This is a genomic window from Virgibacillus salarius (assembly GCF_039521925.1).
Classification (GTDB): Bacteria; Bacillota; Bacilli; order Bacillales; family Amphibacillaceae; genus Virgibacillus; species Virgibacillus salarius.
In genome coordinates this window covers 61,130-81,500 of sequence record NZ_BAAACY010000008.1, presented here as the reverse complement: position 1 = coordinate 81,500, position 20,371 = coordinate 61,130, and the positions used below count along the sequence as shown (strand labels likewise).

Genomic DNA, 20,371 nt, shown 5'->3' with positions numbered 1-20,371 from the left:
TTTATCTAGTGGGGAGGAAAGTAATATGCAAGTAAGTCCATTACATCTAATACCAGGCTGTGTTTTAATGAAGGACGTAGAAGGAAAAACGAGTCGTCCGATAATCCCTAAGCAGACTGTGCTTACAGAGCAGCATATTGTTGTATTACAAAAATTCCTAGTGAAAACCGTTCATGTCTCTCCAAAGTTGGCAGATGGTAGTGAATATCAGCCGAAAGAGGAAGAAATGCAGCAAAGAAAGAGTGATTTGTTAGAAACTAACCTTCGTGAGGAAACATCATCTTTACCATTTGCAGCACATTATCAGCTAGCTGTTAAGCAATACAAAGCGCTCTTTGTATCTTGGCAAAACGGCTCAGCTATTGATATTACTCAAGTACGTAAGTTGATTATTCCTTTGTTAGGGCGAATGAAAGACATCAGCCAGGAAATCTATACTATACATCACTATGCAACTAGGGAGGACTATTTCTTTCATCATAATGTGGCGGTGGCTATTTTATCGGCTTATCTCGGATACAAAACCGGATACGCAAAAGGAGAATGGTTACAAGTTGGTCTAGCAGGATTTTTAAGTGATTGTGGAATGGCAAGAATTGATCCTGCCATCGTGAAGAAACATCATTTTTTAACAACTGAAGATTTATTAGAAGTAAAAAAGCATCCTACTTATTCCTATCGATTAACCGAGAAATTACCAACGATTAAACAAGCTGTTAAACAAGCAGTCTTACAACATCACGAGCGAATGGATGGCAGTGGTTATCCACTTGGATTATCCAAAGGGAAAATTCATCGTTATGCTCGGATTGTCGCTGTTTGTGATATGTACCATGCTATGATTTGTGATCGGTTATATAAGGAAAAGCAATCCCCTTTTAAGGTAATGGAGAAACTGCGGCAGGAGCAATTTTCTAAGTTAGATCCAGATGTAGTTCATACTTTTGTGCAAGGTATTACCAATTTCCCCGTAGGGACAAAGGTAAAGCTATCCAATGCAATGATAGGGGAGATTGTCTTCACTGATGCCAATAAGCCAACTCGACCAATGATAAGGCTACAAGATAATGACGACATCATGGCATTACAAAATCATCCTACTGTTTATATTGAAGAGATTTTAGAGAGTTCGTCTAGCATCGACTGACTCTCTTACAATTTTTTTCGTTGATCGTATAAATTTTCCCCTAATAGAAGTGGCATTTTAGTTGACGTTAATTCTAAGAAGTACAAAATGAATGGATAATCGATGTCGGGTTTTGCGACGAATAAATCTCCCCACCACTCTGTTTCATAACGACAAAGCATGCTTAGATTATATAAAATCAAATAATGTACCATCACTTCGTGAATGGACAGATAATCTTCACGTTTTAAAGGGAAAAATAATTGTTCTGTAGAACTGTGGACGAAAAATGGGCCAGTTACTTTTTTAACTGGATCAGTAACCTCCATTCGAATCATACGATCATCGTAATCATAATATTTTATATTTGGTAGGTATGGTTGAATTCGGCGAATAAAGGCTGTATCTGTTAAATGATAGGAATCCAGTAAATGAGCTGGAAACTCTAATAGTTTGGAATATTGTTTTCCGACAGGTACCATCTTATGTTCCCCTTGAAATTGAAAGAGTTGATTCATTTCTGGTATTACTGCTAATAAATGTTTCATACTTCTTTTTTCAAATGGAATCGTTTGCTCGTATAAATGCTCAGAAAAGTAAGGGAATAAGCCATTATGTTGTACTTTTACCTCATCATTCATAAATGTATAATCCTTTTTCTTTCTTTTCCTAGCTGTTACACCATGAGCTAATAAGTTGGTCGACTCAGGATAATTTGGGCGTTTGGTTAATAAGCAGGCTTTAATGAAGTGCACCATCCCATAAAAATAAAGAATCGGCTGCATAAAAGGATCAGACTTCCTTCCTTGCTGATAAAATCGGTTCCCATGGTTTAAATAATAGATAAAGGCATTACAATTCTCATAGCTCTTCGCTTCCGGATCTGGAAGTTTTAACTGTGTATAACAATGGCATAAATAGCTTTGTGCAGTTTGTTGGGATTGTAAGTAATTAACAAAGGAGATAATCGGATTCATAGATGATACCTCTTAACTATTAAAAAATTTTGAATCTATTTATTTTTTTATTTCCAACAATCTCTTGTTGAAAAAGCTAATATGTTGGCGTATTGTAAATAAAAATAGAAGTACTACTAGTGTATGCAAGTTCGGTTCTTGCATACATAAGGGTGTAGTGAAAAGCCTAGATAGTTATCTAAACTTATAAGGAGGATAAGCATGCGAGAAGATAAATTTTCTAAAGAAGGTTTAACGTTTGATGATGTTTTGTTAATGCCTGCAAAATCAGAGGTATTGCCAAAGGATGTGGATGTAAGTACACAACTAACGGACAATATAAAGCTCAACACCCCATTAATAAGTGCTGGAATGGATACTGTAACAGAAGCATCGATGGCAATAGCAATGGCTCGACAAGGTGGAATTGGTATTATTCATAAGAATATGTCGATTGAGGAGCAAGCAGAGCAAGTAGATCGTGTTAAACGTTCCGAAAGTGGCGTAATTACAAACCCATTCTTTTTAACTCCAGAACATCAGGTATATGATGCAGAACATTTGATGGGTAAATTTCGCATATCGGGTGTACCGATTGTTAATAACACGGATGAACAGAAGCTTGTAGGAATACTTACGAATCGTGATCTTCGATTTATTCAAGATTATTCTATATTGATTTCAGAAGTGATGACAAGTGAAAATCTGGTAACAGCACCAGTTGGTACAACTTTAGAAGAAGCTGAACAAATCCTCCAACAATATAAAATTGAAAAGCTGCCATTAGTGGATGATCAAACGGTTCTAAAAGGATTAATTACTATAAAAGATATTGAAAAAGTAATTGAGTTTCCACATGCAGCAAAAGATGCGCAAGGTAGACTATTAGCAGGTGCAGCAGTTGGTGTGACAGGAGATGCTATGAAACGAATTGAAAAGCTTGTGGAAGCTGGCGTTGACGCTATCGTTATTGACACAGCTCATGGCCACTCACAAGGGGTTATCGAACAAGTAAAAGCAGTACGTAAGGCTTATCCGTCATTAGATATTATTGCAGGTAACGTAGCAACACCTCAAGCAACGAAAGAGCTGATTGAGGCTGGAGCATCGATTGTTAAAGTAGGAATTGGCCCTGGCTCTATTTGCACTACACGTGTCGTAGCCGGTGTAGGTGTTCCACAAATTACAGCAGTATATGATTGTGCGCAAGCAGCTGCTGAATATAATGTACCTGTTATTGCAGATGGTGGTATCAAGTATTCAGGTGACATTGTAAAAGCATTGGCTGCAGGAGCTCATGCGGTTATGCTAGGTAGCATGTTTGCAGGTGTTTCCGAAAGCCCTGGTGAAACGGAGATTTTCCAAGGAAGACAATATAAAGTTTACCGAGGAATGGGATCTGTTGGTGCAATGAAGGCAGGCTCAAAAGATCGTTATTTCCAAGAGGACTCTGATGTGAAGAAGCTTGTCCCTGAAGGAATTGAAGGTAGAGTTGCTTATAAAGGTCCACTTGCTGATACGATTCATCAATTAATGGGCGGACTTCGTTCTGGAATGGGTTATTGTGGTACAGAAACTATTGATGCACTAAGAGAAGATGCTCAATTCGTAAAAATTACAAATGCGGGGCTAAGGGAAAGTCATCCACATGATGTACAAATTACCAAAGAGGCACCTAATTATTCTATATAGTCTTTACGACAAACTTTGTACTAGTCGATGAAAAAATTGTAGATGGGGATATTTCCCTGTCTATTTTTTTGTCTATTTCTATGGTAAAATAACTAAGTGCATCCTTAAATTGAAAAAGTGTGCAACAAACATAGAGGTTAAACTACAGGTTGGAGGTACAGAAAGTTGAAACATAGTCTACAAAAGAGTTTCGTCATTTTACTAGCAGCGATGGTAATGATGGTTTCTATCATTGCAAAGCCATTTACTGCAAATGCTGCAGAAACATTGGATATTGAGGCAGAATCTGCGATATTAGTAGATGCAAATACTGGTAAAATTTTATTTGCCAAGAATGCGGATGTGGCTCTTCCTCCAGCTAGTATGACCAAAATGATGACAGAATATCTCGTATGGGAAGCCATCGAAAAGGGTCAAATCAGCTGGGATACAACAACACAGATTAGTGACTATCCATACAGCATTTCTGCTAATGCTTCTTTTTCAGGAATAGGATTAGAACAATCGAAGGATTATAAAGTAAAAGATTTGTATAACGCAATGGCAATCAACTCTGATAATGCTACTTCGATTGCATTAGCTGAATTGATTGCAGGTTCAGAAGCGGAATTTGTGAAAATGATGAATAAAAAGGGAGAGGAAATGGGGCTTCCTGACTTTAAATTCGTTAATTCCACTGGTTTAGACAATGAATCATTGGGAAAAAACCATCCAGAAGGAACAGATCCTAATGGTACAAACTTGCTTTCTGCGGAATCTGCTGCGCTACTTGCCTATCATCTAGTAAATGACTATCCAGAATCGTTAGAGGTTTCTAGCATGCCATCCACCGAATTTGATGGAAAAGAGATCCGAAATTGGAACCACATGCTTCCGCATAAAACAACCTTTTTAGAGCAATTTTATTATGAAGGTGTAGATGGGTTAAAGACAGGATATACTGATTTAGCTGGTTACTGCTTTACAGGAACAGCTAAAAAAAATAATCAGCGCTTGATTTCAGTTGTGATGCAAACGGATAGTGAAGAAAAGCGATTTGAGGAGACTGCCAAATTATTTAATTATGGTTTCCAACAGTTTGAAAGCACAGAGGTATTTCCGGCAGGACATCAAGTAAAAGGTAAATCCTCCCTTCCAGTAGCGAAAGGAAAGGAAGATCAGGTTGATATTTCTATTAAAGAAGGAATAACGATACCTATTAAGCCTAATGAAAAAGATAAATATAGTATGGAATATACAATAAATAAAGATTTGTTAAATAAAGAGGGCAAATTGACTGCACCAATTAAAAAGGGAGAAAAGATTGGGACAGCACAGCTTAAATATAAGGGCGAGAATGACTATGGCTATATTATTAAAGATAGTAATAGTACGGTAGATGTTGTAGCGAATGAAACAGTTGAAAAATCCAACTGGTTTATGTTAACACTTGGAGCAATTGGTGATTTCTTTGCTGATTTATTTACGACAGTAGTTGATTGGGTGAAAGGCTTATTCTAATCAATTTTTCTTAAAGAGGAAAACTTGATCATCTGATATAGTTATTTTATAACAAGGGGGAGTTTATATGTCTCATACAGGTACAGAACGTGTAAAACGTGGTATGGCAGAAATGCAAAAGGGCGGCGTTATTATGGACGTTGTCAATGCTGAACAGGCGAAGATTGCTGAGGAAGCAGGAGCAGTTGCGGTAATGGCTCTTGAACGTGTTCCATCTGATATACGAGCAGCTGGTGGTGTCGCTCGTATGGCGGACCCTACTATAACAGAAGAAGTGCTAAATGCTGTCTCGATTCCTGTAATGGCAAAGGCACGCATTGGACATATCACAGAAGCACGAGTGTTAGAAGCAATGGGTGTTGACTATATTGATGAAAGTGAAGTCTTAACACCAGCTGATGATGTGTATCATATTAATAAATCAGATTATACCGTACCATTTGTTTGTGGCTGTCGTAATCTAGGAGAAGCGGCACGTCGGATTGGCGAGGGTGCTTCCATGTTACGTACCAAAGGTGAACCTGGAACAGGGAATATTGTAGAAGCAGTTCGTCACATGCGTCAGGTACAATCAGAAATTAGGAAGCTTACTGCGATGTCAAGAGATGAAGTGATGACTTATGCCAAGGAGATAGGTGCACCGTTCGAATTACTAATCGAAATTCGTGAGGATGGCCGTCTACCTGTGGTTAATTTTGCAGCTGGTGGGATAGCGACACCAAGTGATGCTGCACTCATGATGGAGTTAGGGGCTGATGGTGTATTTGTTGGTTCAGGTATCTTCAAATCTGCAAATCCTGCCAAGTTTGCTAAGGCCATTGTAGAGGCGACAACACATTACCGAGATTATAAATTGATTGCAGAACTTTCTAAGGACCTTGGGGTTGCCATGAAAGGTATTGAAATGAGCACCATTGAAGCACATGATCGTATGCAGGATCGTAGTGAATAGAAGGAAGGATTCCATATGACAACAATTGGAGTGCTTGCATTACAAGGTGCAGTCCGCGAGCATCTTCGGGCTGTAAAGGCTTGTAGTGCTAATGCAATAGAGATAAAACGAAAAGAACAGCTAGCTGAGATTGATGGATTAATTCTTCCTGGCGGTGAAAGCACAACGATTAGAAGATTAATTGACAGCTATGACTTTTTTGATGCTATTCAAGATTTTGGTAAGCAAGGTAAGCCTATCTTTGGCACGTGTGCTGGAATGATTTTAATGGCGACTGCCATAAAGGATCAAGATACTGCACATTTAAAACTAATTGATATGGAAGTTGCTCGTAATGCATTTGGACGTCAGGTTGCGAGTTTTGAGGCCGATGTAGAGGTGCATGGTATTGCAGCAGATTTTAATGCTGTGTTTATTCGCGCGCCCTATGTTGTTAAAGCAGGACCCGATGTAGAGATACTTGCTACGTATAACGAACACATTGTTACAGTTAGACAAGGTAACTATCTAGCAACAGCTTTTCATCCTGAATTAACAGATGATAATCGGATGATTGCTTATTTTGTTCAGATGGTTAAGAAAGCTGTAGCAAGTACTTAACACTAGTAAACCTGATGAGACATAACTCAAATGCTTTTTCTTTGCATGTAGGAGTTTTATAATCAGAATAAGACCGAACGAATTCGAATGCTAGTTAAAGGTGGTTATCCCGGAAGTTAGATTTTTCACTTTAACTTCCAGGGGACGGTACCATTGCTTCGAATTATCGTTCGGTTTTTTGATTAGCGTACTATGTCTGAGCCTTTTTTTATTCTCTTTTTGGTTGTCAACACCTTGCTCTATTACATTCGCTTCAACATGTTGGGCGATAGGATACGGTAGCTGTAGCAAAAAATGTTCTTCCAGATACATCTTTGGCATTATGGACGACAACAAACGAGGGATGGGGGTGCGCAGTTGCAAAAAAATGATAGTTGCATATACATAAAAAATCAGCTATGATGTAATATAATACCTATATAAAACGATGTTGACAGGAAATAGTAGTAGTTTATCTTCTTAAAGAGAATCGATGGTTGGTGTGAATCGATATTAGATAGCTATGAATCCATCCTTGAATTGGTTTATGGAATTCTTTGGATAGTAAGTAAACCCGGTGACGTACCGTTAAAACGATAAGCCGGAAGAGATTTCTCTTCAATCAGGGTGGCAACGCGGGAATTTTACTCTCGTCCCTATTTCATTAGGGACGGGAGTTTTTTGATTTTTATTTATTAGACATAACATAACTAAGGAGGACAATTGTAATGCTAGACATGAAATTTTTACGAAACAATTTTCAAGAAGTGAAAGCAAAATTAACCCATCGTGGCGAAGATTTATCAGAGCTGGATCGTTTTGAGGACCTTGACGAAAACCGGCGTAAGCTTATAGCTGAAACAGAACAGCTGAAGGCAAAGCGAAATGAAGCATCTAAACAAATATCTGTATTAAAAAGAGAAAAGAAAGATGCAGAGCCAGCTATCAAGGAAATGCGCGAGGTTGGTGAAAAGATTGCTATACTGGATAAAAATTTAAAAGAAATCGAGGAACAATTGGGGCAAATTATGCTATCCATTCCAAACATTCCACATGAAAGTGTACCTGTTGGTGAAGATGAAGATGATAACATTGAAGTGCGTCAATGGGGCGAACGTCCAAACTTTGCTTATGAAGCTCAACCACATTGGGATATCGCAACAAATTTGGGTATATTGGATTTTGAACGTGCAGGGAAAGTGACTGGCAGCCGTTTTGTATTCTACAAAGGCTTAGGGGCACGCTTAGAGCGTGCTTTATGGAATTTTATGATGGATCTACATGCGGATGAACATGGTTATGAGGAAATGATTCCACCATATATGGTAAATCGTACAAGTATGACCGGAACAGGACAGCTGCCGAAGTTCGAGGAGGATGCATTTAAATTAGTTGATTGGGATTACTTTATGGCACCAACCGCGGAAGTACCAGTAACGAATTATCATCGGGATGAAATCTTATCTAGTGATGACTTGCCAAAAAAATATGCCGCATTTAGTGGGTGCTTCCGTTCTGAAGCAGGATCAGCAGGTAGAGATACTAGAGGATTGATTCGCCAGCATCAATTTAATAAAGTGGAGCTTGTTCATTTTGTTAAACCAGAAGAATCTTATGAAACATTGGAAATGTTGACTGGACATGCAGAAAAAGTATTACAGTTATTAGAGCTACCATATCGTGTTATGAGCATGTGTACTGGTGATCTAGGTTTTACAGCAGCAAAAAAATATGATATTGAGGTTTGGATCCCTAGTCAAAACACGTATCGTGAAATTTCTTCTTGTTCTAATTTTGAGGATTTCCAAGCTAGGCGAGCGGGGATACGATTCCGTAGAGATGTAAAAGCTAAACCGGAATTCGTGCATACGCTCAATGGTTCTGGTCTAGCGATTGGTCGTACTGTTGCAGCAATCCTCGAAAATTATCAGCAAGCAGATGGTACTGTTGAGATCCCTAAAGTATTAAAACCTTATATGGGCGGAAAAGAAGTAATTAAATAGTTTATTCTAAAAGCGTGCCGGAATTATATAAATCGGCACGCTTCTATTTTAGTTGTCGCTGGATGAGGATTAATCTGTGAGCATCAGTGAACTTCAAAGGAACATTAACGAAAAACTGGTGACTTCAAACAATCATCTAGAAAAAATTCTTTTAAACCTCTAAAATGATGTAGACAAAGTGATCAAGGATTGCTACTATATAAATGATAATGATTATCAATTTCATTAGGTTAGATAGTTCTTTTTGATAAGGAAGTGGGAAGAAATATGGCTGCAGAGTCTCGGACATCCGATCTACATACAACAACGAAATCTATTAAATCTAGACCACTGCCAGCAATGATTATTTTAATTGGTGGTATTATCGCAACTATATTTGCTCTGACACTTTCTATTTCTATAGGTGCAGCTGATATTACATTTTCCACTGTATGGGAAGCGATATTTCATTATGATCCAACCAGTACTTCACACTCCATTATTCAGGAACTAAGACTTCCTAGAACCTTAGCTGGAGTTTTAGTTGGTGCATCTTTTGCTGTAGCTGGAGCGATGATGCAAGGGATGACAAGGAATCCATTAGCTGATCCAGGAATATTAGGGATCAATGCAGGAGCGGTCTTTATGGTCGCCATTTGCTTTGCGCTCTTTCCTGGGATGTCTTACAATGGATTAATTCTCTTTTCATTTATAGGTGCAGGTGTAAGCGTCGTTCTTGTATTTGGTATTAGTTCGATGGGAAAAGGAGTAGTAACACCTGTAAAAATAGTGTTAGCTGGAGCTGCTGTAACAGCATTTTTTACAGCTTTAAGTGAAGGTATAGGCATTTATTTCAGTTTAAGTCAGGATTTGGCTTTTTGGTTTGCTGGCGGTATAGCAGGTGTGAAATGGACACAGTTAAAATTAATGTTTCCATGGGTTCTCGGCGCGCTGATTGCAGCTATGCTGTTATCGAAATCAATTACGATCCTAAGTCTTGGTGATGATGTAGCCAAAGGATTAGGACAGCGGACGAAGCTTGTACGTGCAGCAGGCTTTATTATCGTGTTGTTAATAGCTGGAGTTGCTGTCGCAGTTGCTGGTCCAATAGGTTTTGTTGGCTTAATTGTTCCGCATATTGCCCGCTTTTTTGTTGGAGTTGATTATCGGCTTATTATTCCATGCTCAGCTGTGATAGGCGGCTTTCTTACTTGTATAGCAGATATAGGTGCGCGTATGATTAATGCACCACAAGAAACGCCAATTGGTGCGTTATTTGCTTTAATTGGTGTTCCATTCTTCCTTTATGTTGCTAGAAAAGAAAGGAGGAATCTGTGATGCGCTCTATAGGAATACGGTCCGAAGATGAACGAACAAGAAAACGGATTCTTATATTACTTATATTTATTGTTTTAATTGTGCTTACTTTTGTTATTAGTGTTAATATTGGCGCGATCCGTTTAGCCCCTTCTGAATTGCTACAAACAATCATTGGAAATGGGACCGCCCAGCAAGAATTGATTTTATTTGAATTTAGACTTCCACGAATTATCATCTCTATGTTAGTTGGTGCGGGGCTAGCAGTTTCCGGCTGTATTTTGCAAGGAGTAGCACGTAATCCTTTAGCAGAGCCGGGAATATTAGGGATAACTACAGGTGCAGGACTAATGGTAGTTTTAGCATTAGCATACTACCCAGTTGGCGAAAGTATACCCGTTGGTCTACTGCCGTTTCTATCCTTAATTGGTGGCATTAGTACGGCGATTATTATTTACATGCTAGCTTACGATAGGCATAATGGCTTGTTACCTAATCGTCTGGTGTTAAATGGAATTGCGGTAGCAGCTGGATTAAATGCAATTCTATTAGTTGTCTCCTTACAACTTCCAGAACAAAAGTATGATGTGTTAGCAGTTTGGATGGCAGGAAGGATTTGGGGGGCTGAATGGCGCTTCGTATTTACGCTATTACCATGGATGATTATTCTATTACCATATATCTTTTTGAAAGCACGAACGCTTGATGTCTTAACTTTTGGTGATGAAGTGGCTACAGGGCTAGGGGTTTCCGTGGAGAAAGAGCGATTAAAGGTAGTCGCTGCTTCGGTTGGATTAGCTTCTGCTTGTATATCTGTTAGTGGAGGCATCGCCTTTGTCGGCTTAATAGGCCCACATCTAGCAAGAAAATTAATTGGACCAAATCACCGTTTTCTATTACCGTTATCTGCTGTTGCAGGGGCTCTACTATTACTTGCTGCAGATACTATTGGAAAAGCAATTTTACAGCCATCTGAAATACCCGCCGGAATTGTAGTTGCAATTATTGGAGCACCATATTTTCTATATTTGTTGAGTAAATCGTAAGGTTAATAAAAAATGAAAAAGAAAAGAGGATTATAGATGAAATTTTCACGGATACTTCCATTCAGTTTCTGTTTATTAATAATTTTTCTGCTAGCAGCTTGTGGAGATAGTGATAAAGAAGAAAAAGCAGAGAACAGTAAAGCGGATGATACAAAACAATCAGAGGAACAAGCTGAGCAAACACGTGTATATGAAAGTCCAAATGGAGAGGTAGAAATTCCGGCAAATCCAGAACGAGTTTTAGTCGCTGATCAGGATTATGTTGGTTATGCATTAGCTCTAGGAGTAACACCAATTGCAACTACTGGCTGGATATTTGATTCCCCATATTTTAAAGATCAATTATCTGATACGAAAAATGTAGGAGATAAAACGTCAATTAGCATAGAAGAGGTAATTGCACTTAAACCGGACTTAATTATTACGTATTCAGAAGATAAATATGAACAGCTTGCAAAAGTCGCTCCTACTGTGTTAATTCCTTTTGGTACTTATAATTATCGAGAAATGCTTACTGAATTCGGAAAAATATTAAATAAAGAGGAAGCAGTAAAGGCCTATTTTGCTACCTTCGATGAGAAAGTAGAAGAAAAGAAAAAAGAAATAGCAGATGTCATTGAGAACGATGAAAAAGTCGTTATTATTGAACTTGCTGAAAAAGAAATATACTTGTTTGGTGAGTCTTACGGAAGAGGCGGAGAAATTATTTACAATCAACTTGGTTTGAGTGCTCCGGAAAAGGCTGCTGAAGAAGCAAAAGATGAAGGTTGGGCAAGTATTTCATTAGAAGCTGTGCCCGAATTTCTAGAAGAAGCCGATCATATATTCATTGGTGTAAGAGAATCAGAAAATGGAGATACAGAAGAACGGAAGTCAGATGTTACCTCGTTAACAATGTGGGAAAACTTACCTGCAGTTAAAAACGGGAATGTTTATGATTATAAAGTCCAAAATATGTATTTTTCCGATCCAATTGCATTAAGTCATCAATTAGATTTCATTGTTGATAAATTAAAATCAGAATAAATAGGATTGTGATATGCTCCCCTTAAGGTAGACAGATTAAAAAATAAAAACCTGTATCTACATGAAGGGGAGTTTTTTATTGTTTCTTCATTCTTTTGTCTCAGCATCTTTTTTAAAAGTTAAGAAAGTATAAAATCAGTACAATGACTGCGTTAAGCGAAGTAGTTATTTTGAAATGTTTGATGTATATTGGCAATGCTCCGACTAATTACTTCGCTTTCCGTGGGCACGGCCTCAACTAACTTTGCAAAGAAGAACACGTTGCAAAGTGGATTTTTGGCTCGCGCAATTCCCGCAGGAGTCTACGTAATTAGTCTCCGCTATGAGAAGGTGCAACAATTCTTGTCATAAGTAATAGGTTGACTTTTTTTACAATGGGTAAAGTGAAAATCGCTATCCGTGAGTATAAAAGCAGCTGTGTTACTTCATGCTAGCGTTGTAGAGCCTGATAATAGCGAAGGCCGGCCACTTCAACTCCTGTGGGAAATGTTTGACCTGAAGATCCACTTTTTTGAGCGGGTTTTGCTAAAAAAGTTAGCTGAAGGACAAACCCCACGGAAAGGGAAGTGGGCAGCCGGAGTGGTGGTCAAGTAAGAAGTAGCTATTATTCCATAATAGCTACTAGAGGGAGCGTAAATCTGAGCATGTAGTGATAAGGACTGAGCGAATTTTGCTCCGTTTTTTTTCTAGGAAATTATAAAATTTCCCCTATGGATAAATATAGGCGTGTTGGGCTGCATCCAGCTCCAGCGTCCAGTAACTAGGCTACTTCACGAATCGCCCTACGATTAAGTCATCATTGGCTCACAAGCTCACCGTGATTCCTTTATCTCCGTTGAATCGCTCCAGTCGCTACGTTTCTAATCAGGCGTTTCCGCTTTTGTTATTGTATCTGCTACTTTCGAATTATTAAAAAAGTGCATCAAATTCTAAAGAGCTGCAACTTTTTATGAGGCGAATTCGTTATTTAGGGAGGAAGGGGGAGGAATATTGGATATACAAGACTTATATAAGCTTTATATTTTAGATGTTTATCGATATTTATTCTCCCTATGTAAGGATAAGGAATTAGCAGAGGATTTGACTCACGATACATTTATGAAAGCATACATAGCATTAGATAGATCACCGCCAAAGTCCTTTAAAGCATGGCTGTTTAAAATAGCCTACCATCTTTTCATTGATTATATGAGGCACAGTAAAAGAATTGTTTATCAGGAACCAGAATTTTTTTCGAAAATAGCTCACGATCAATCAACAGAACTAGATTTTTTAAAACACTTACATATTAGAGAATTGTACCGAAAGCTTGATCAATTGAAGCCCTTACAGCGGGATGCTATTCTTCTATGTGATATTCAAGGATATTCCTATAAAGAAGCAGCTACTATTCTATCAGTAAAGGAGAACACCTTGAAATCCCATATTTTCCGTGGAAGAGGACGACTTAGACAGCTTTATAAAAAAGGGGAGTGAAGCATGAGCACAGAATGGAAAGAAAAGCTAAAAAAATATTATAATGGTGAGCTGTCAGAGGAGGAAGCTCTGGAAGTAGAGGAGGAATTAGATAGGCTTGATGATTATCAGGAAATACTAGGGAAAGAGATACCATCTGTTGATCAGGAGAATGATCGTGAAGATATACCTCCGGAAAAAGTCCAGCAAATTCTAAACAGTAGTATTCGGCATGCTAAATTTTCCTTAGTAGCCTATGTTGTTATGATCCTATTACTCATATACCCTATTATGGTGATAGCTAGTTATCTGTACTATGGCGTGAATAATAAGGCTGAAGAACTTATAGATGTTGCAATTAATACAGTTTACGTCACGGAGCCAAATGTTAGTCTTGAAGAAATGGAGATAGAGGAGCAGATTAATTTATTTCATTTTCAAGTTCAGATGGATCTTTTCAAACGAATTGGCAAAAAGGATATAAAGCAAGGGGAGTGGCAGGTCAAATATCTATTCGATGATGCAAAAATGCCAGTACGAAACTATATTACAGAATCTCCGAAAGAGCGAATCCCATATTTTGATACAAAAAAACTATATCACCCTAAAGCAACGATTACGAATCGAGATAATACAGCTTGGGATACACTTGAAAAACTGCCAGAAGGAACTGTTTCTGAAATATATGTCTCACTAAATAAACTTACAAACCCAGATGAAATGCCAGACATCGTAGATGGAATGGATGTGGAATGGCGATGGTATGCTATAGATACTGGTTTAGAATCCACAGGTAAAGATCTAGAAGGAAGATATCTGGCGCCAATCGGTTATCCTGCCCAAACAGATCCTGATGCTTGGTCACCGTACAATAATTCAAAATCAAATGAAGCACAATTCTTAGATAGTCTTCATTTACTAGAAAAATATGAAGAGCAAGCGGTAGCCATTTCCCATGCAAAATCATTAGAGCTGAATGATCGGATTAGTTATTTAATGAACCATGGGATTCATGTTTATGCCGGGGTACTTACAGGACCTACAAAAGAGATATTAAAACTACAAGAAAATGAAGCAATTCGAGCGATTCATATAGGGGAGGTGCGATTATGGAATTGGTAAGTTTATTTCATAGAAAAGAAAAAAAGAAACGACTAAAATTAAGAGAAACGAAATTTGGTATCGCGTCTTTTATATGTGCATTGCTTACATTAGCCTATTTAAATATTTTTTTACTAACCTTCGGTGAAGTTGCGGGACTTACGAATATCTTCTTTGGTGTACTACCCTTTCTTGGTACACTTTTTGGTTTAATTAGTTTAACAAGAATAAATTTTAAAAAAACCTTTACCTTGTTAGCATTCAGTATTTATGTATTTACCGCATTTTGTATTGTTATCGTCGGTTTCTTTGAGCTAAGCATTTATCCAAAGCCATGAGGAAAGTAAAAACGTTTTTCACATGGAAAACAGAGAAATACTAGAAATCTTGGAGTAGTCCATCTTTATATTAAACAAACTACTTGCTGGTAAGTGACCAACAAGTAGTTTGTTTTACTTGATTACTGATTTTCTTTACGTTCGATAATCATCTCAACGAATAAATCAATTTGTTTCTTTACTGCAATTGGGTCGTAACGATAAAAAATATCAAAGTCATTATAGAAGATTTGATCTTGTTTATGAGCTTGTAAATTTTTCCAAACAGCAGAATCTTTCAAGTCTTGTAAAGCTGTCCCTTCATTTTCAGGGTCATACGTGGTTAAGAACATATAATCAGCTGCATAGTCAGGGAGTACCTCTAGAGAAAGCTGTTTCGTACTTTCTCCTTCACTGTTCTTCTCTGGCATCTTTAATTTGAGCGCATTATACAAGGCTTGTCCACCTCTACCCGAATTATCACCAAAGGTCCACAATTCCCCTTTGTTTGTAAGCTCATAAATGCCAAATGTTTCATCCGGCTCGATAACACCCTCTAATTTTTTACGACCTTCCTCTCCTTTTTTATGAAAGTCAGTGAGGAATGCTTCTGCTTGATCCGGCTTACCTGTGATGTCACCGAATAGCTTAACGGTTTCTTCTACATCGGATGTAGTACCGTATGGGATATGAATGGTTGGAGCGATCTTAGATAATGCCTCGTAATTATCATCATACATAACGACGATTAGATCCGGTTTTAGCGATAATACTTTTTCTTCATTGAGTGGATAGCCAACATCTGTTGCATCCTTTAATAAATCTGATATAAATGGATTATCAAATGCTGTTGGTTCAGCACCTACTACGTTTGCACCTACGGACAGTAGTTCGCCCCCGTAGTAGTCGGTGACAATTCGTTTTGGTTTAACTGGTATATCGACATTCCCTTTAGCGGTTTCAAAACTACGCATTTCTTCTTGTTTATTATTATCTTCATTGCTATCTTGATTTTCTGATTCTTCTTCTGAGCTATTATTACCACCACATGCTGATAAGAAGACAGCAAGAATAACTAGAAAAACTGGTAAGCGCAATTTTTTAATCATTTTCAATCTCCTTAGCTTATGATTTTTGATATAGATGCCTTAATAGCGCTTTATTTCTTGAATTAAATTTATCGTTATGTGAAGATACCCTTGCTTTTGCTGTTGCATCAGGTTCTAATAATAGTTTTGCTTGATTAACGGCATTCGCTGCATCTACAAATGCTCCAGCAATTAAGTGTACCTTCCCATCAAACGATAAGATATCACCAGCTGCATAAAGACCTTCAATGGAAGTAGCTGATTTCGAGGTTCCTTTTACAAAGAAATCCCTTTCTATTTCAATATTTAAAGGGCTTTCTTTAATAAACGTTAATTCTCGTTCATAGCCATAGCTAATGATAAGCGCATCTGTTTTCACTTCTTCTTCTTGATTTGTCTCGTGGTTTCGTATTTCCACGGCTTCGATTTGATCGCCTTGTGCATTAGCATGCAACTTCTCAATGGTTGAATTAAAATGGATGTTAGCTGTAGAATTCATGATTTGCGAAATATGTGCTTCATGTCCTGTAAATTCATTTTTACGATGCACCATATGTAGCTGCTTAGCTATTGGTTCTAATTCGTTAGCCCAATCAATGGCTGAGTTTCCCCCACCAGATATGATAATGTTTTTATTTTTGAAATGCTCAAGACTTTGTACGGTATAATGCAGATTTGTTACCTCAAATCGATCTGCACCTTCAATATCAATTTTAATTGGATTTAATATACCGCCACCAACTGCAAGAATTACTGTTTTACTTAAATATTGATTACCAGAATGGGAAGTTAATACAAATAGGTTATCTTCATTTTTCTCTATTTTTGTAACTTTTTCGTTGAGAATGACTTCAGGATCGAATGTCAATGCTTGCTCTGCCATTTGATCAATTAAGGTAGCTCCAGTTACAGGAGTTAATCCACCTACATCCCAAATCATTTTCTCTGGATATACGTGTACCTTACCACCAAGCTTTGGTTGATATTCTATAATACGAGTTGATAAATCCCTCATGCCACTATAAAAAGATGCATATAAACCTGCTGGTCCACCACCAACAATAGTTACATCTGTAATATCTAAATGTTGCATATTATAATTACCTCCTTCGCCATTGATGATAATGAGAATCATTATCACTATGACTAATTATACAGAATTTTTTTAGTAAAGCAATAAACGGTTAGAAAAATAAATGACAGGTTTATAAAAAATTTTCAAATAGTAATTGACAGGATGTCGCAAGCGTAGTATTGTATATATCAATTACAAAATATAAACTTCTTATTCAGAGAGGTGGAGGGAATTGGCCCTTTGAAGCCTCGGCAGCGGACTTTACAAAGTACTGTGCCAAATCCAACAAGTCATTTGTGCTTGGAAAATAAGAAGAGAGCGCCAATAGATATGGAAATCTCTTCTTACAAACAAGGAGGGATTTTTTTATTCGGAACAAAATTTTATAGCGTAACTTCTTATCCAGAGAGGTGGAGGGACTGGCCCTTTGAAACCTCGGCAACAGACTCTATGAAGTACTGTGCCAAATCCAGCAAGCTAAGAGCTTGAAAGATAAGAAGAGGATAGTATATGGATGCCTCTTCTTAACTGAAGAGGCATTTTTAGTACAGACATAAAGGAGTGATACATCATGATTACGTTTGAACGTGTAAGTAAAATTTATAATGGAAAGCAACAACAAATAAAGGCATTAGAAGATGTGAATTTGCACATTGAAAAAGGTGAAATCTTTGGTGTTATCGGTTTTAGTGGTGCTGGGAAAAGTTCCCTTATTCGTTGTGTGAACCTATTAGAACGTCCCTCTTCGGGAAAAGTAACGGTTAATAATCAAGATTTGCTAAGCCTTTCTCCAAAGGATCTACGTGAAGCTAAACGAAGCATCGGGATGATTTTTCAGCATTTTAATTTATTAAATGCTAAAACAGTATTCGCAAATGTAGCGATGCCGTTATTACTTGCTAATGTACCAAAAGATGAAGTGAAGCGTCGGGTTATAGAACTACTAGAGTTTGTTGGATTAAAAGATAAAGCAGATAATTATCCAGATCAACTATCTGGTGGACAAAAGCAGCGTGTAGGAATTGCTCGTGCCCTTGCTACGAAGCCAAAGGTATTATTATGTGACGAAGCAACTTCAGCACTAGATCCAGAAACTACGAAATCAATTTTACAGCTGCTAAAGAAGATAAATGAAGAATATAACCTAACCATTTTGATTATTACGCATGAAATGGGGGTTATTCGCGAGATTTGCGATAAGGTAGCGGTATTGGATGAGGGGAAAGTAGTAGAAGCAGGTTCCGTATTCGAAGTGTTTGCACAGCCAAAGACAGAGATTGCACATAAATTTGTACGGTCTGTGATGCATGATGATATTCCTAGATCCGTATATGAGCTGTTAAAAGTGCTGGATCAACGTCAGAAAATTTATCGAATTGTATTCCTTGGGGAATCGACGGGACGACCGCTATTATCAGAAATTGCTAAGCAATATGCGGTTGATGTAAATGTGTTATTTGGCAGTATTACGGAGCTACAGGGAACACCATTTGGCAATTTAATCGTCAAACTAGATGGTGATGAAAATGAAATAAATCGTGCTATCATGCATATTCACCAACAGAAGGTAACGGTAAAGGAGGTGCTAGCAGATGTTAGTTAATGGTCAACAAATTGTGGAAGCATTATGGGAGACTATTGTAATGGTTGGCGTTTCCTTGCTTTTTTCGTTTGTAATTGGTCTAATCTTAGGGATTTTACTTGTTGTCACAAGAAAAGGTCATTTATGGGAAAATAAAGCAGTTTTTACCGTATTAAATGCCATTATAAATGTGTTCCGATCTATTCCGTTTATTATCTTAATGGTTGCTGTCATACCATTTACTCGTTTGGTAGTTGGAACTTCAATTGGAACTGCGGCAGCTATTGTTCCAATGATTTTATATGCTGGCCCATATATTGCTCGATTAATAGAAAATTCACTACTAGAGGTTGATCCAGGTGTGATGGAGGCAGCACAGGCTATGGGTGCAACACCTAAACAGATAATTATGCGCTTCCTTATTCCAGAAGCGCTTAGCTCCTTGTTATTGGGTATTACGATTGCCACCATTGGACTCGTAGGTGCATCTGCCATGGCAGGTGCAGTAGGGGGTGGAGGCCTTGGCGACTTAGCTATTACTTACGGATATCAACGCTTTGATACATTGGTTATGATTATCACCGTAGGGATTCTCGTTATTATGGTTCAAGGCTTACAATCTACAGGCAATTTCATTTCTAAAAAAATTAGACGTCGGTAATGACTATTAATTTGAACGCTTTTTTCTAGCTATTTTTTAAAGCATTTATCGTTAAGTAACGTATTTAAAAATAAGGAGAGAACAGCATGAAAAGAATAACCATCCGTTTTTTATTGATTATATTGACAAGCATTATCACAGCATGTTCGAGTAGTGATGCAGCTACAACAGTGAAAGTCGGGATTAGTGGATCAGATACAGCCATTTGGGATTACGTGGCAGAAAAAGCAAAAAAAGAAGGGATAGATGTCGAAATCGTTCGTTTTTCTGACTATGTTCAGCCCAACTTAGCATTAGCTGAGGGGGAAATCGATGCAAATGCTTTTCAGACGGTATCTTATTTTGATGCTTTTATTGAAGAACATCATTTAGATTTAACCCCAATTGCAACAACAGTTATTGCTCCAATGGGCTTATATTCTGAAAAGCATGATCGTCCAGAAGATATTCCAGAAGGTGGAACCATTGCCTTAGCAAAAGAGGCAACAAATATGGGGAGAGGTCTATTGTTGTTACAGGACGCAGGGTTGATAACGTTAGAAGAAGGATTTGATGGCAATGGTTCATTAGATAAGATTGTTGAGAATCCAAAGAATCTTCAATTTGAATTGCTAGTGGCTGGTCAAACACCGCGTGTTTTACCTGATGTCGATGCTTCTATTATTAATAATGGGATTGCAGTTGATGCAGGTTTTAGCCCGTTAGATGATTCCATTTACCATGAAGATGAAACAGCAACGCCATATATAAATATCATCGCTGTCCAAAAAGAGGATCAAGATGATGAAGTGTTGAAGAAATTAGCAGATATTTATCAAACCGAGGATGTTGCGAATTTTATAGAAAAAGAAAGAGACGGAAATTCAATTCCAACGTTCGTACCGTTAAATGAAATAGGACATTAGACAAATAATAA

Annotated in this window: 19 protein-coding genes, 2 riboswitches and 1 other annotated feature; of the genes, 16 read left to right on the top strand and 3 right to left on the bottom strand. The window is 37.8% G+C overall.

Annotated features, from left to right (window positions below; all coding sequences use genetic code 11):
• Positions 1-25 precede the first annotated feature (25 nt).
• Positions 26-1,147, top strand: coding sequence for an HD-GYP domain-containing protein (locus ABDZ84_RS01600; protein ID WP_026680128.1), 1,122 nt, complete (start codon positions 26-28; stop codon positions 1,145-1,147).
• Positions 1,148-1,152: 5 nt separating this feature from the next.
• On the opposite strand, the gene ABDZ84_RS01595 is transcribed toward ABDZ84_RS01600, so the two are convergent.
• Positions 1,153-2,103, bottom strand: a complete 951-nt coding sequence (locus ABDZ84_RS01595; RefSeq protein WP_026680129.1) for a YaaC family protein — start codon at positions 2,101-2,103, stop codon at positions 1,153-1,155.
• 201 nt (positions 2,104-2,304) lie between these two features.
• Here ABDZ84_RS01595 and guaB point away from each other — a divergent pair, with 201 nt between their 5' ends.
• From guaB to ABDZ84_RS01535, 12 genes are all read left to right on the top strand, one after another.
• Positions 2,305-3,774, top strand: coding sequence for an IMP dehydrogenase (guaB, locus tag ABDZ84_RS01590; RefSeq protein ID WP_026680130.1), 1,470 nt, complete (start codon positions 2,305-2,307; stop codon positions 3,772-3,774).
• Positions 3,775-3,939: 165 nt separating this feature from the next.
• On the top strand, positions 3,940-5,274 hold the full coding sequence (locus tag ABDZ84_RS01585; RefSeq protein ID WP_026680131.1) for a serine hydrolase: 1,335 nt from the start codon (positions 3,940-3,942) through the stop codon (positions 5,272-5,274).
• A 67-nt stretch (positions 5,275-5,341) separates the two neighbouring features.
• Positions 5,342-6,226, top strand: coding sequence for a pyridoxal 5'-phosphate synthase lyase subunit PdxS (gene pdxS / locus ABDZ84_RS01580; protein WP_026680132.1), 885 nt, complete (start codon positions 5,342-5,344; stop codon positions 6,224-6,226).
• A gap of 15 nt (positions 6,227-6,241) precedes the next feature.
• Positions 6,242-6,826 (top strand): pyridoxal 5'-phosphate synthase glutaminase subunit PdxT, encoded by a 585-nt coding sequence (gene pdxT / locus ABDZ84_RS01575; protein ID WP_026680133.1) that lies wholly within the window; start codon positions 6,242-6,244, stop codon positions 6,824-6,826.
• 421 nt (positions 6,827-7,247) lie between these two features.
• Positions 7,248-7,466, top strand: a binding site (T-box leader).
• Between the two features lie 67 nt (positions 7,467-7,533).
• The gene (gene serS / locus ABDZ84_RS01570; RefSeq protein WP_026680135.1) at positions 7,534-8,808 is read left to right on the top strand and encodes a serine--tRNA ligase; all 1,275 of its coding nucleotides are present in this window, start codon (positions 7,534-7,536) and stop codon (positions 8,806-8,808) included.
• Positions 8,809-9,075: 267 nt separating this feature from the next.
• A complete protein-coding gene (locus ABDZ84_RS01565; protein WP_026680136.1) occupies positions 9,076-10,125 on the top strand; it encodes a FecCD family ABC transporter permease in 1,050 nt (349 codons plus the stop codon).
• Positions 10,125-11,150, top strand: a complete 1,026-nt coding sequence (locus ABDZ84_RS01560) for a FecCD family ABC transporter permease (protein WP_205389378.1) — start codon at positions 10,125-10,127, stop codon at positions 11,148-11,150. Before ABDZ84_RS01565 ends, ABDZ84_RS01560 begins: the two co-directional genes overlap by 1 nt.
• Before the next feature lie 36 nt (positions 11,151-11,186).
• The gene (locus ABDZ84_RS01555; RefSeq protein ID WP_034678560.1) at positions 11,187-12,176 is read left to right on the top strand and encodes an ABC transporter substrate-binding protein; all 990 of its coding nucleotides are present in this window, start codon (positions 11,187-11,189) and stop codon (positions 12,174-12,176) included.
• A gap of 399 nt (positions 12,177-12,575) precedes the next feature.
• Positions 12,576-12,770, top strand: coding sequence for a hypothetical protein (locus ABDZ84_RS01550; protein WP_121604059.1), 195 nt, complete (start codon positions 12,576-12,578; stop codon positions 12,768-12,770).
• Between the two features lie 396 nt (positions 12,771-13,166).
• Complete coding sequence (locus ABDZ84_RS01545; RefSeq protein WP_026679926.1) at positions 13,167-13,652, top strand: sigma-70 family RNA polymerase sigma factor; 486 nt, start codon at positions 13,167-13,169, stop codon at positions 13,650-13,652.
• Positions 13,653-13,655: 3 nt separating this feature from the next.
• Complete coding sequence (locus ABDZ84_RS01540) at positions 13,656-14,753, top strand: anti-sigma factor (protein ID WP_051388246.1); 1,098 nt, start codon at positions 13,656-13,658, stop codon at positions 14,751-14,753.
• Entirely contained in the window at positions 14,741-15,070 is a 330-nt protein-coding gene (locus tag ABDZ84_RS01535) for a hypothetical protein (RefSeq protein WP_026679924.1), read from the top strand. The genes ABDZ84_RS01540 and ABDZ84_RS01535 overlap by 13 nt, the downstream gene beginning before the upstream one ends.
• Positions 15,071-15,192: 122 nt before the next feature.
• On the opposite strand, the gene ABDZ84_RS01530 is transcribed toward ABDZ84_RS01535, so the two are convergent.
• Together ABDZ84_RS01530 and ABDZ84_RS01525 are read right to left on the bottom strand one after the other, a co-directional pair.
• Positions 15,193-16,158: an ABC transporter substrate-binding protein gene (locus tag ABDZ84_RS01530; protein ID WP_321134008.1), complete on the bottom strand. Its 966-nt coding sequence runs from the start codon at positions 16,156-16,158 to the stop codon at positions 15,193-15,195.
• 16 nt (positions 16,159-16,174) lie between these two features.
• Positions 16,175-17,230, bottom strand: coding sequence for an NAD(P)/FAD-dependent oxidoreductase (locus tag ABDZ84_RS01525; RefSeq protein WP_026679922.1), 1,056 nt, complete (start codon positions 17,228-17,230; stop codon positions 16,175-16,177).
• Positions 17,231-17,419: 189 nt separating this feature from the next.
• Positions 17,420-17,526, top strand: a riboswitch (SAM riboswitch).
• Between the two features lie 81 nt (positions 17,527-17,607).
• Positions 17,608-17,711, top strand: a riboswitch (SAM riboswitch).
• Between the two features lie 72 nt (positions 17,712-17,783).
• Here ABDZ84_RS01525 and ABDZ84_RS01520 point away from each other — a divergent pair.
• The 3 genes from ABDZ84_RS01520 (at position 17,784) to ABDZ84_RS01510 (ending at position 20,360) form a co-directional block, all read left to right on the top strand.
• Complete coding sequence (locus ABDZ84_RS01520; RefSeq protein WP_321134010.1) at positions 17,784-18,815, top strand: methionine ABC transporter ATP-binding protein; 1,032 nt, start codon at positions 17,784-17,786, stop codon at positions 18,813-18,815.
• On the top strand, positions 18,805-19,455 hold the full coding sequence (locus tag ABDZ84_RS01515) for a methionine ABC transporter permease (RefSeq protein WP_026679919.1): 651 nt from the start codon (positions 18,805-18,807) through the stop codon (positions 19,453-19,455). The genes ABDZ84_RS01520 and ABDZ84_RS01515 overlap by 11 nt, the downstream gene beginning before the upstream one ends.
• A gap of 86 nt (positions 19,456-19,541) precedes the next feature.
• The gene (locus ABDZ84_RS01510) at positions 19,542-20,360 is read left to right on the top strand and encodes a MetQ/NlpA family ABC transporter substrate-binding protein (RefSeq protein ID WP_026679918.1); all 819 of its coding nucleotides are present in this window, start codon (positions 19,542-19,544) and stop codon (positions 20,358-20,360) included.
• Positions 20,361-20,371: the final 11 nt, after the last annotated feature.

What these genes read in the sequence shown, in the direction of transcription:
- ABDZ84_RS01535 (WP_026679924.1), top strand. Translation starts at nt 14,741, where the DNA reads ATGGAATTGGTAAGTTTATTTCATAGAAAAGAAAAAAAGAAACGACTA.
- serS (WP_026680135.1), top strand. Translation starts at nt 7,534, where the DNA reads ATGCTAGACATGAAATTTTTACGAAACAATTTTCAAGAAGTGAAAGCA.
- ABDZ84_RS01560 (WP_205389378.1), top strand. Translation starts at nt 10,125, where the DNA reads ATGCGCTCTATAGGAATACGGTCCGAAGATGAACGAACAAGAAAACGG.
- pdxS (WP_026680132.1), top strand. Translation starts at nt 5,342, where the DNA reads ATGTCTCATACAGGTACAGAACGTGTAAAACGTGGTATGGCAGAAATG.
- pdxT (WP_026680133.1), top strand. Translation starts at nt 6,242, where the DNA reads ATGACAACAATTGGAGTGCTTGCATTACAAGGTGCAGTCCGCGAGCAT.
- ABDZ84_RS01510 (WP_026679918.1), top strand. Translation starts at nt 19,542, where the DNA reads ATGAAAAGAATAACCATCCGTTTTTTATTGATTATATTGACAAGCATT.
- ABDZ84_RS01565 (WP_026680136.1), top strand. Translation starts at nt 9,076, where the DNA reads ATGGCTGCAGAGTCTCGGACATCCGATCTACATACAACAACGAAATCT.
- guaB (WP_026680130.1), top strand. Translation starts at nt 2,305, where the DNA reads ATGCGAGAAGATAAATTTTCTAAAGAAGGTTTAACGTTTGATGATGTT.
- ABDZ84_RS01555 (WP_034678560.1), top strand. Translation starts at nt 11,187, where the DNA reads ATGAAATTTTCACGGATACTTCCATTCAGTTTCTGTTTATTAATAATT.
- ABDZ84_RS01530 (WP_321134008.1), bottom strand. Translation starts at nt 16,158, where the DNA reads ATGATTAAAAAATTGCGCTTACCAGTTTTTCTAGTTATTCTTGCTGTC.
- ABDZ84_RS01595 (WP_026680129.1), bottom strand. Translation starts at nt 2,103, where the DNA reads ATGAATCCGATTATCTCCTTTGTTAATTACTTACAATCCCAACAAACT.
- ABDZ84_RS01540 (WP_051388246.1), top strand. Translation starts at nt 13,656, where the DNA reads ATGAGCACAGAATGGAAAGAAAAGCTAAAAAAATATTATAATGGTGAG.
- ABDZ84_RS01525 (WP_026679922.1), bottom strand. Translation starts at nt 17,230, where the DNA reads ATGCAACATTTAGATATTACAGATGTAACTATTGTTGGTGGTGGACCA.
- ABDZ84_RS01520 (WP_321134010.1), top strand. Translation starts at nt 17,784, where the DNA reads ATGATTACGTTTGAACGTGTAAGTAAAATTTATAATGGAAAGCAACAA.
- ABDZ84_RS01515 (WP_026679919.1), top strand. Translation starts at nt 18,805, where the DNA reads ATGTTAGTTAATGGTCAACAAATTGTGGAAGCATTATGGGAGACTATT.
- ABDZ84_RS01600 (WP_026680128.1), top strand. Translation starts at nt 26, where the DNA reads ATGCAAGTAAGTCCATTACATCTAATACCAGGCTGTGTTTTAATGAAG.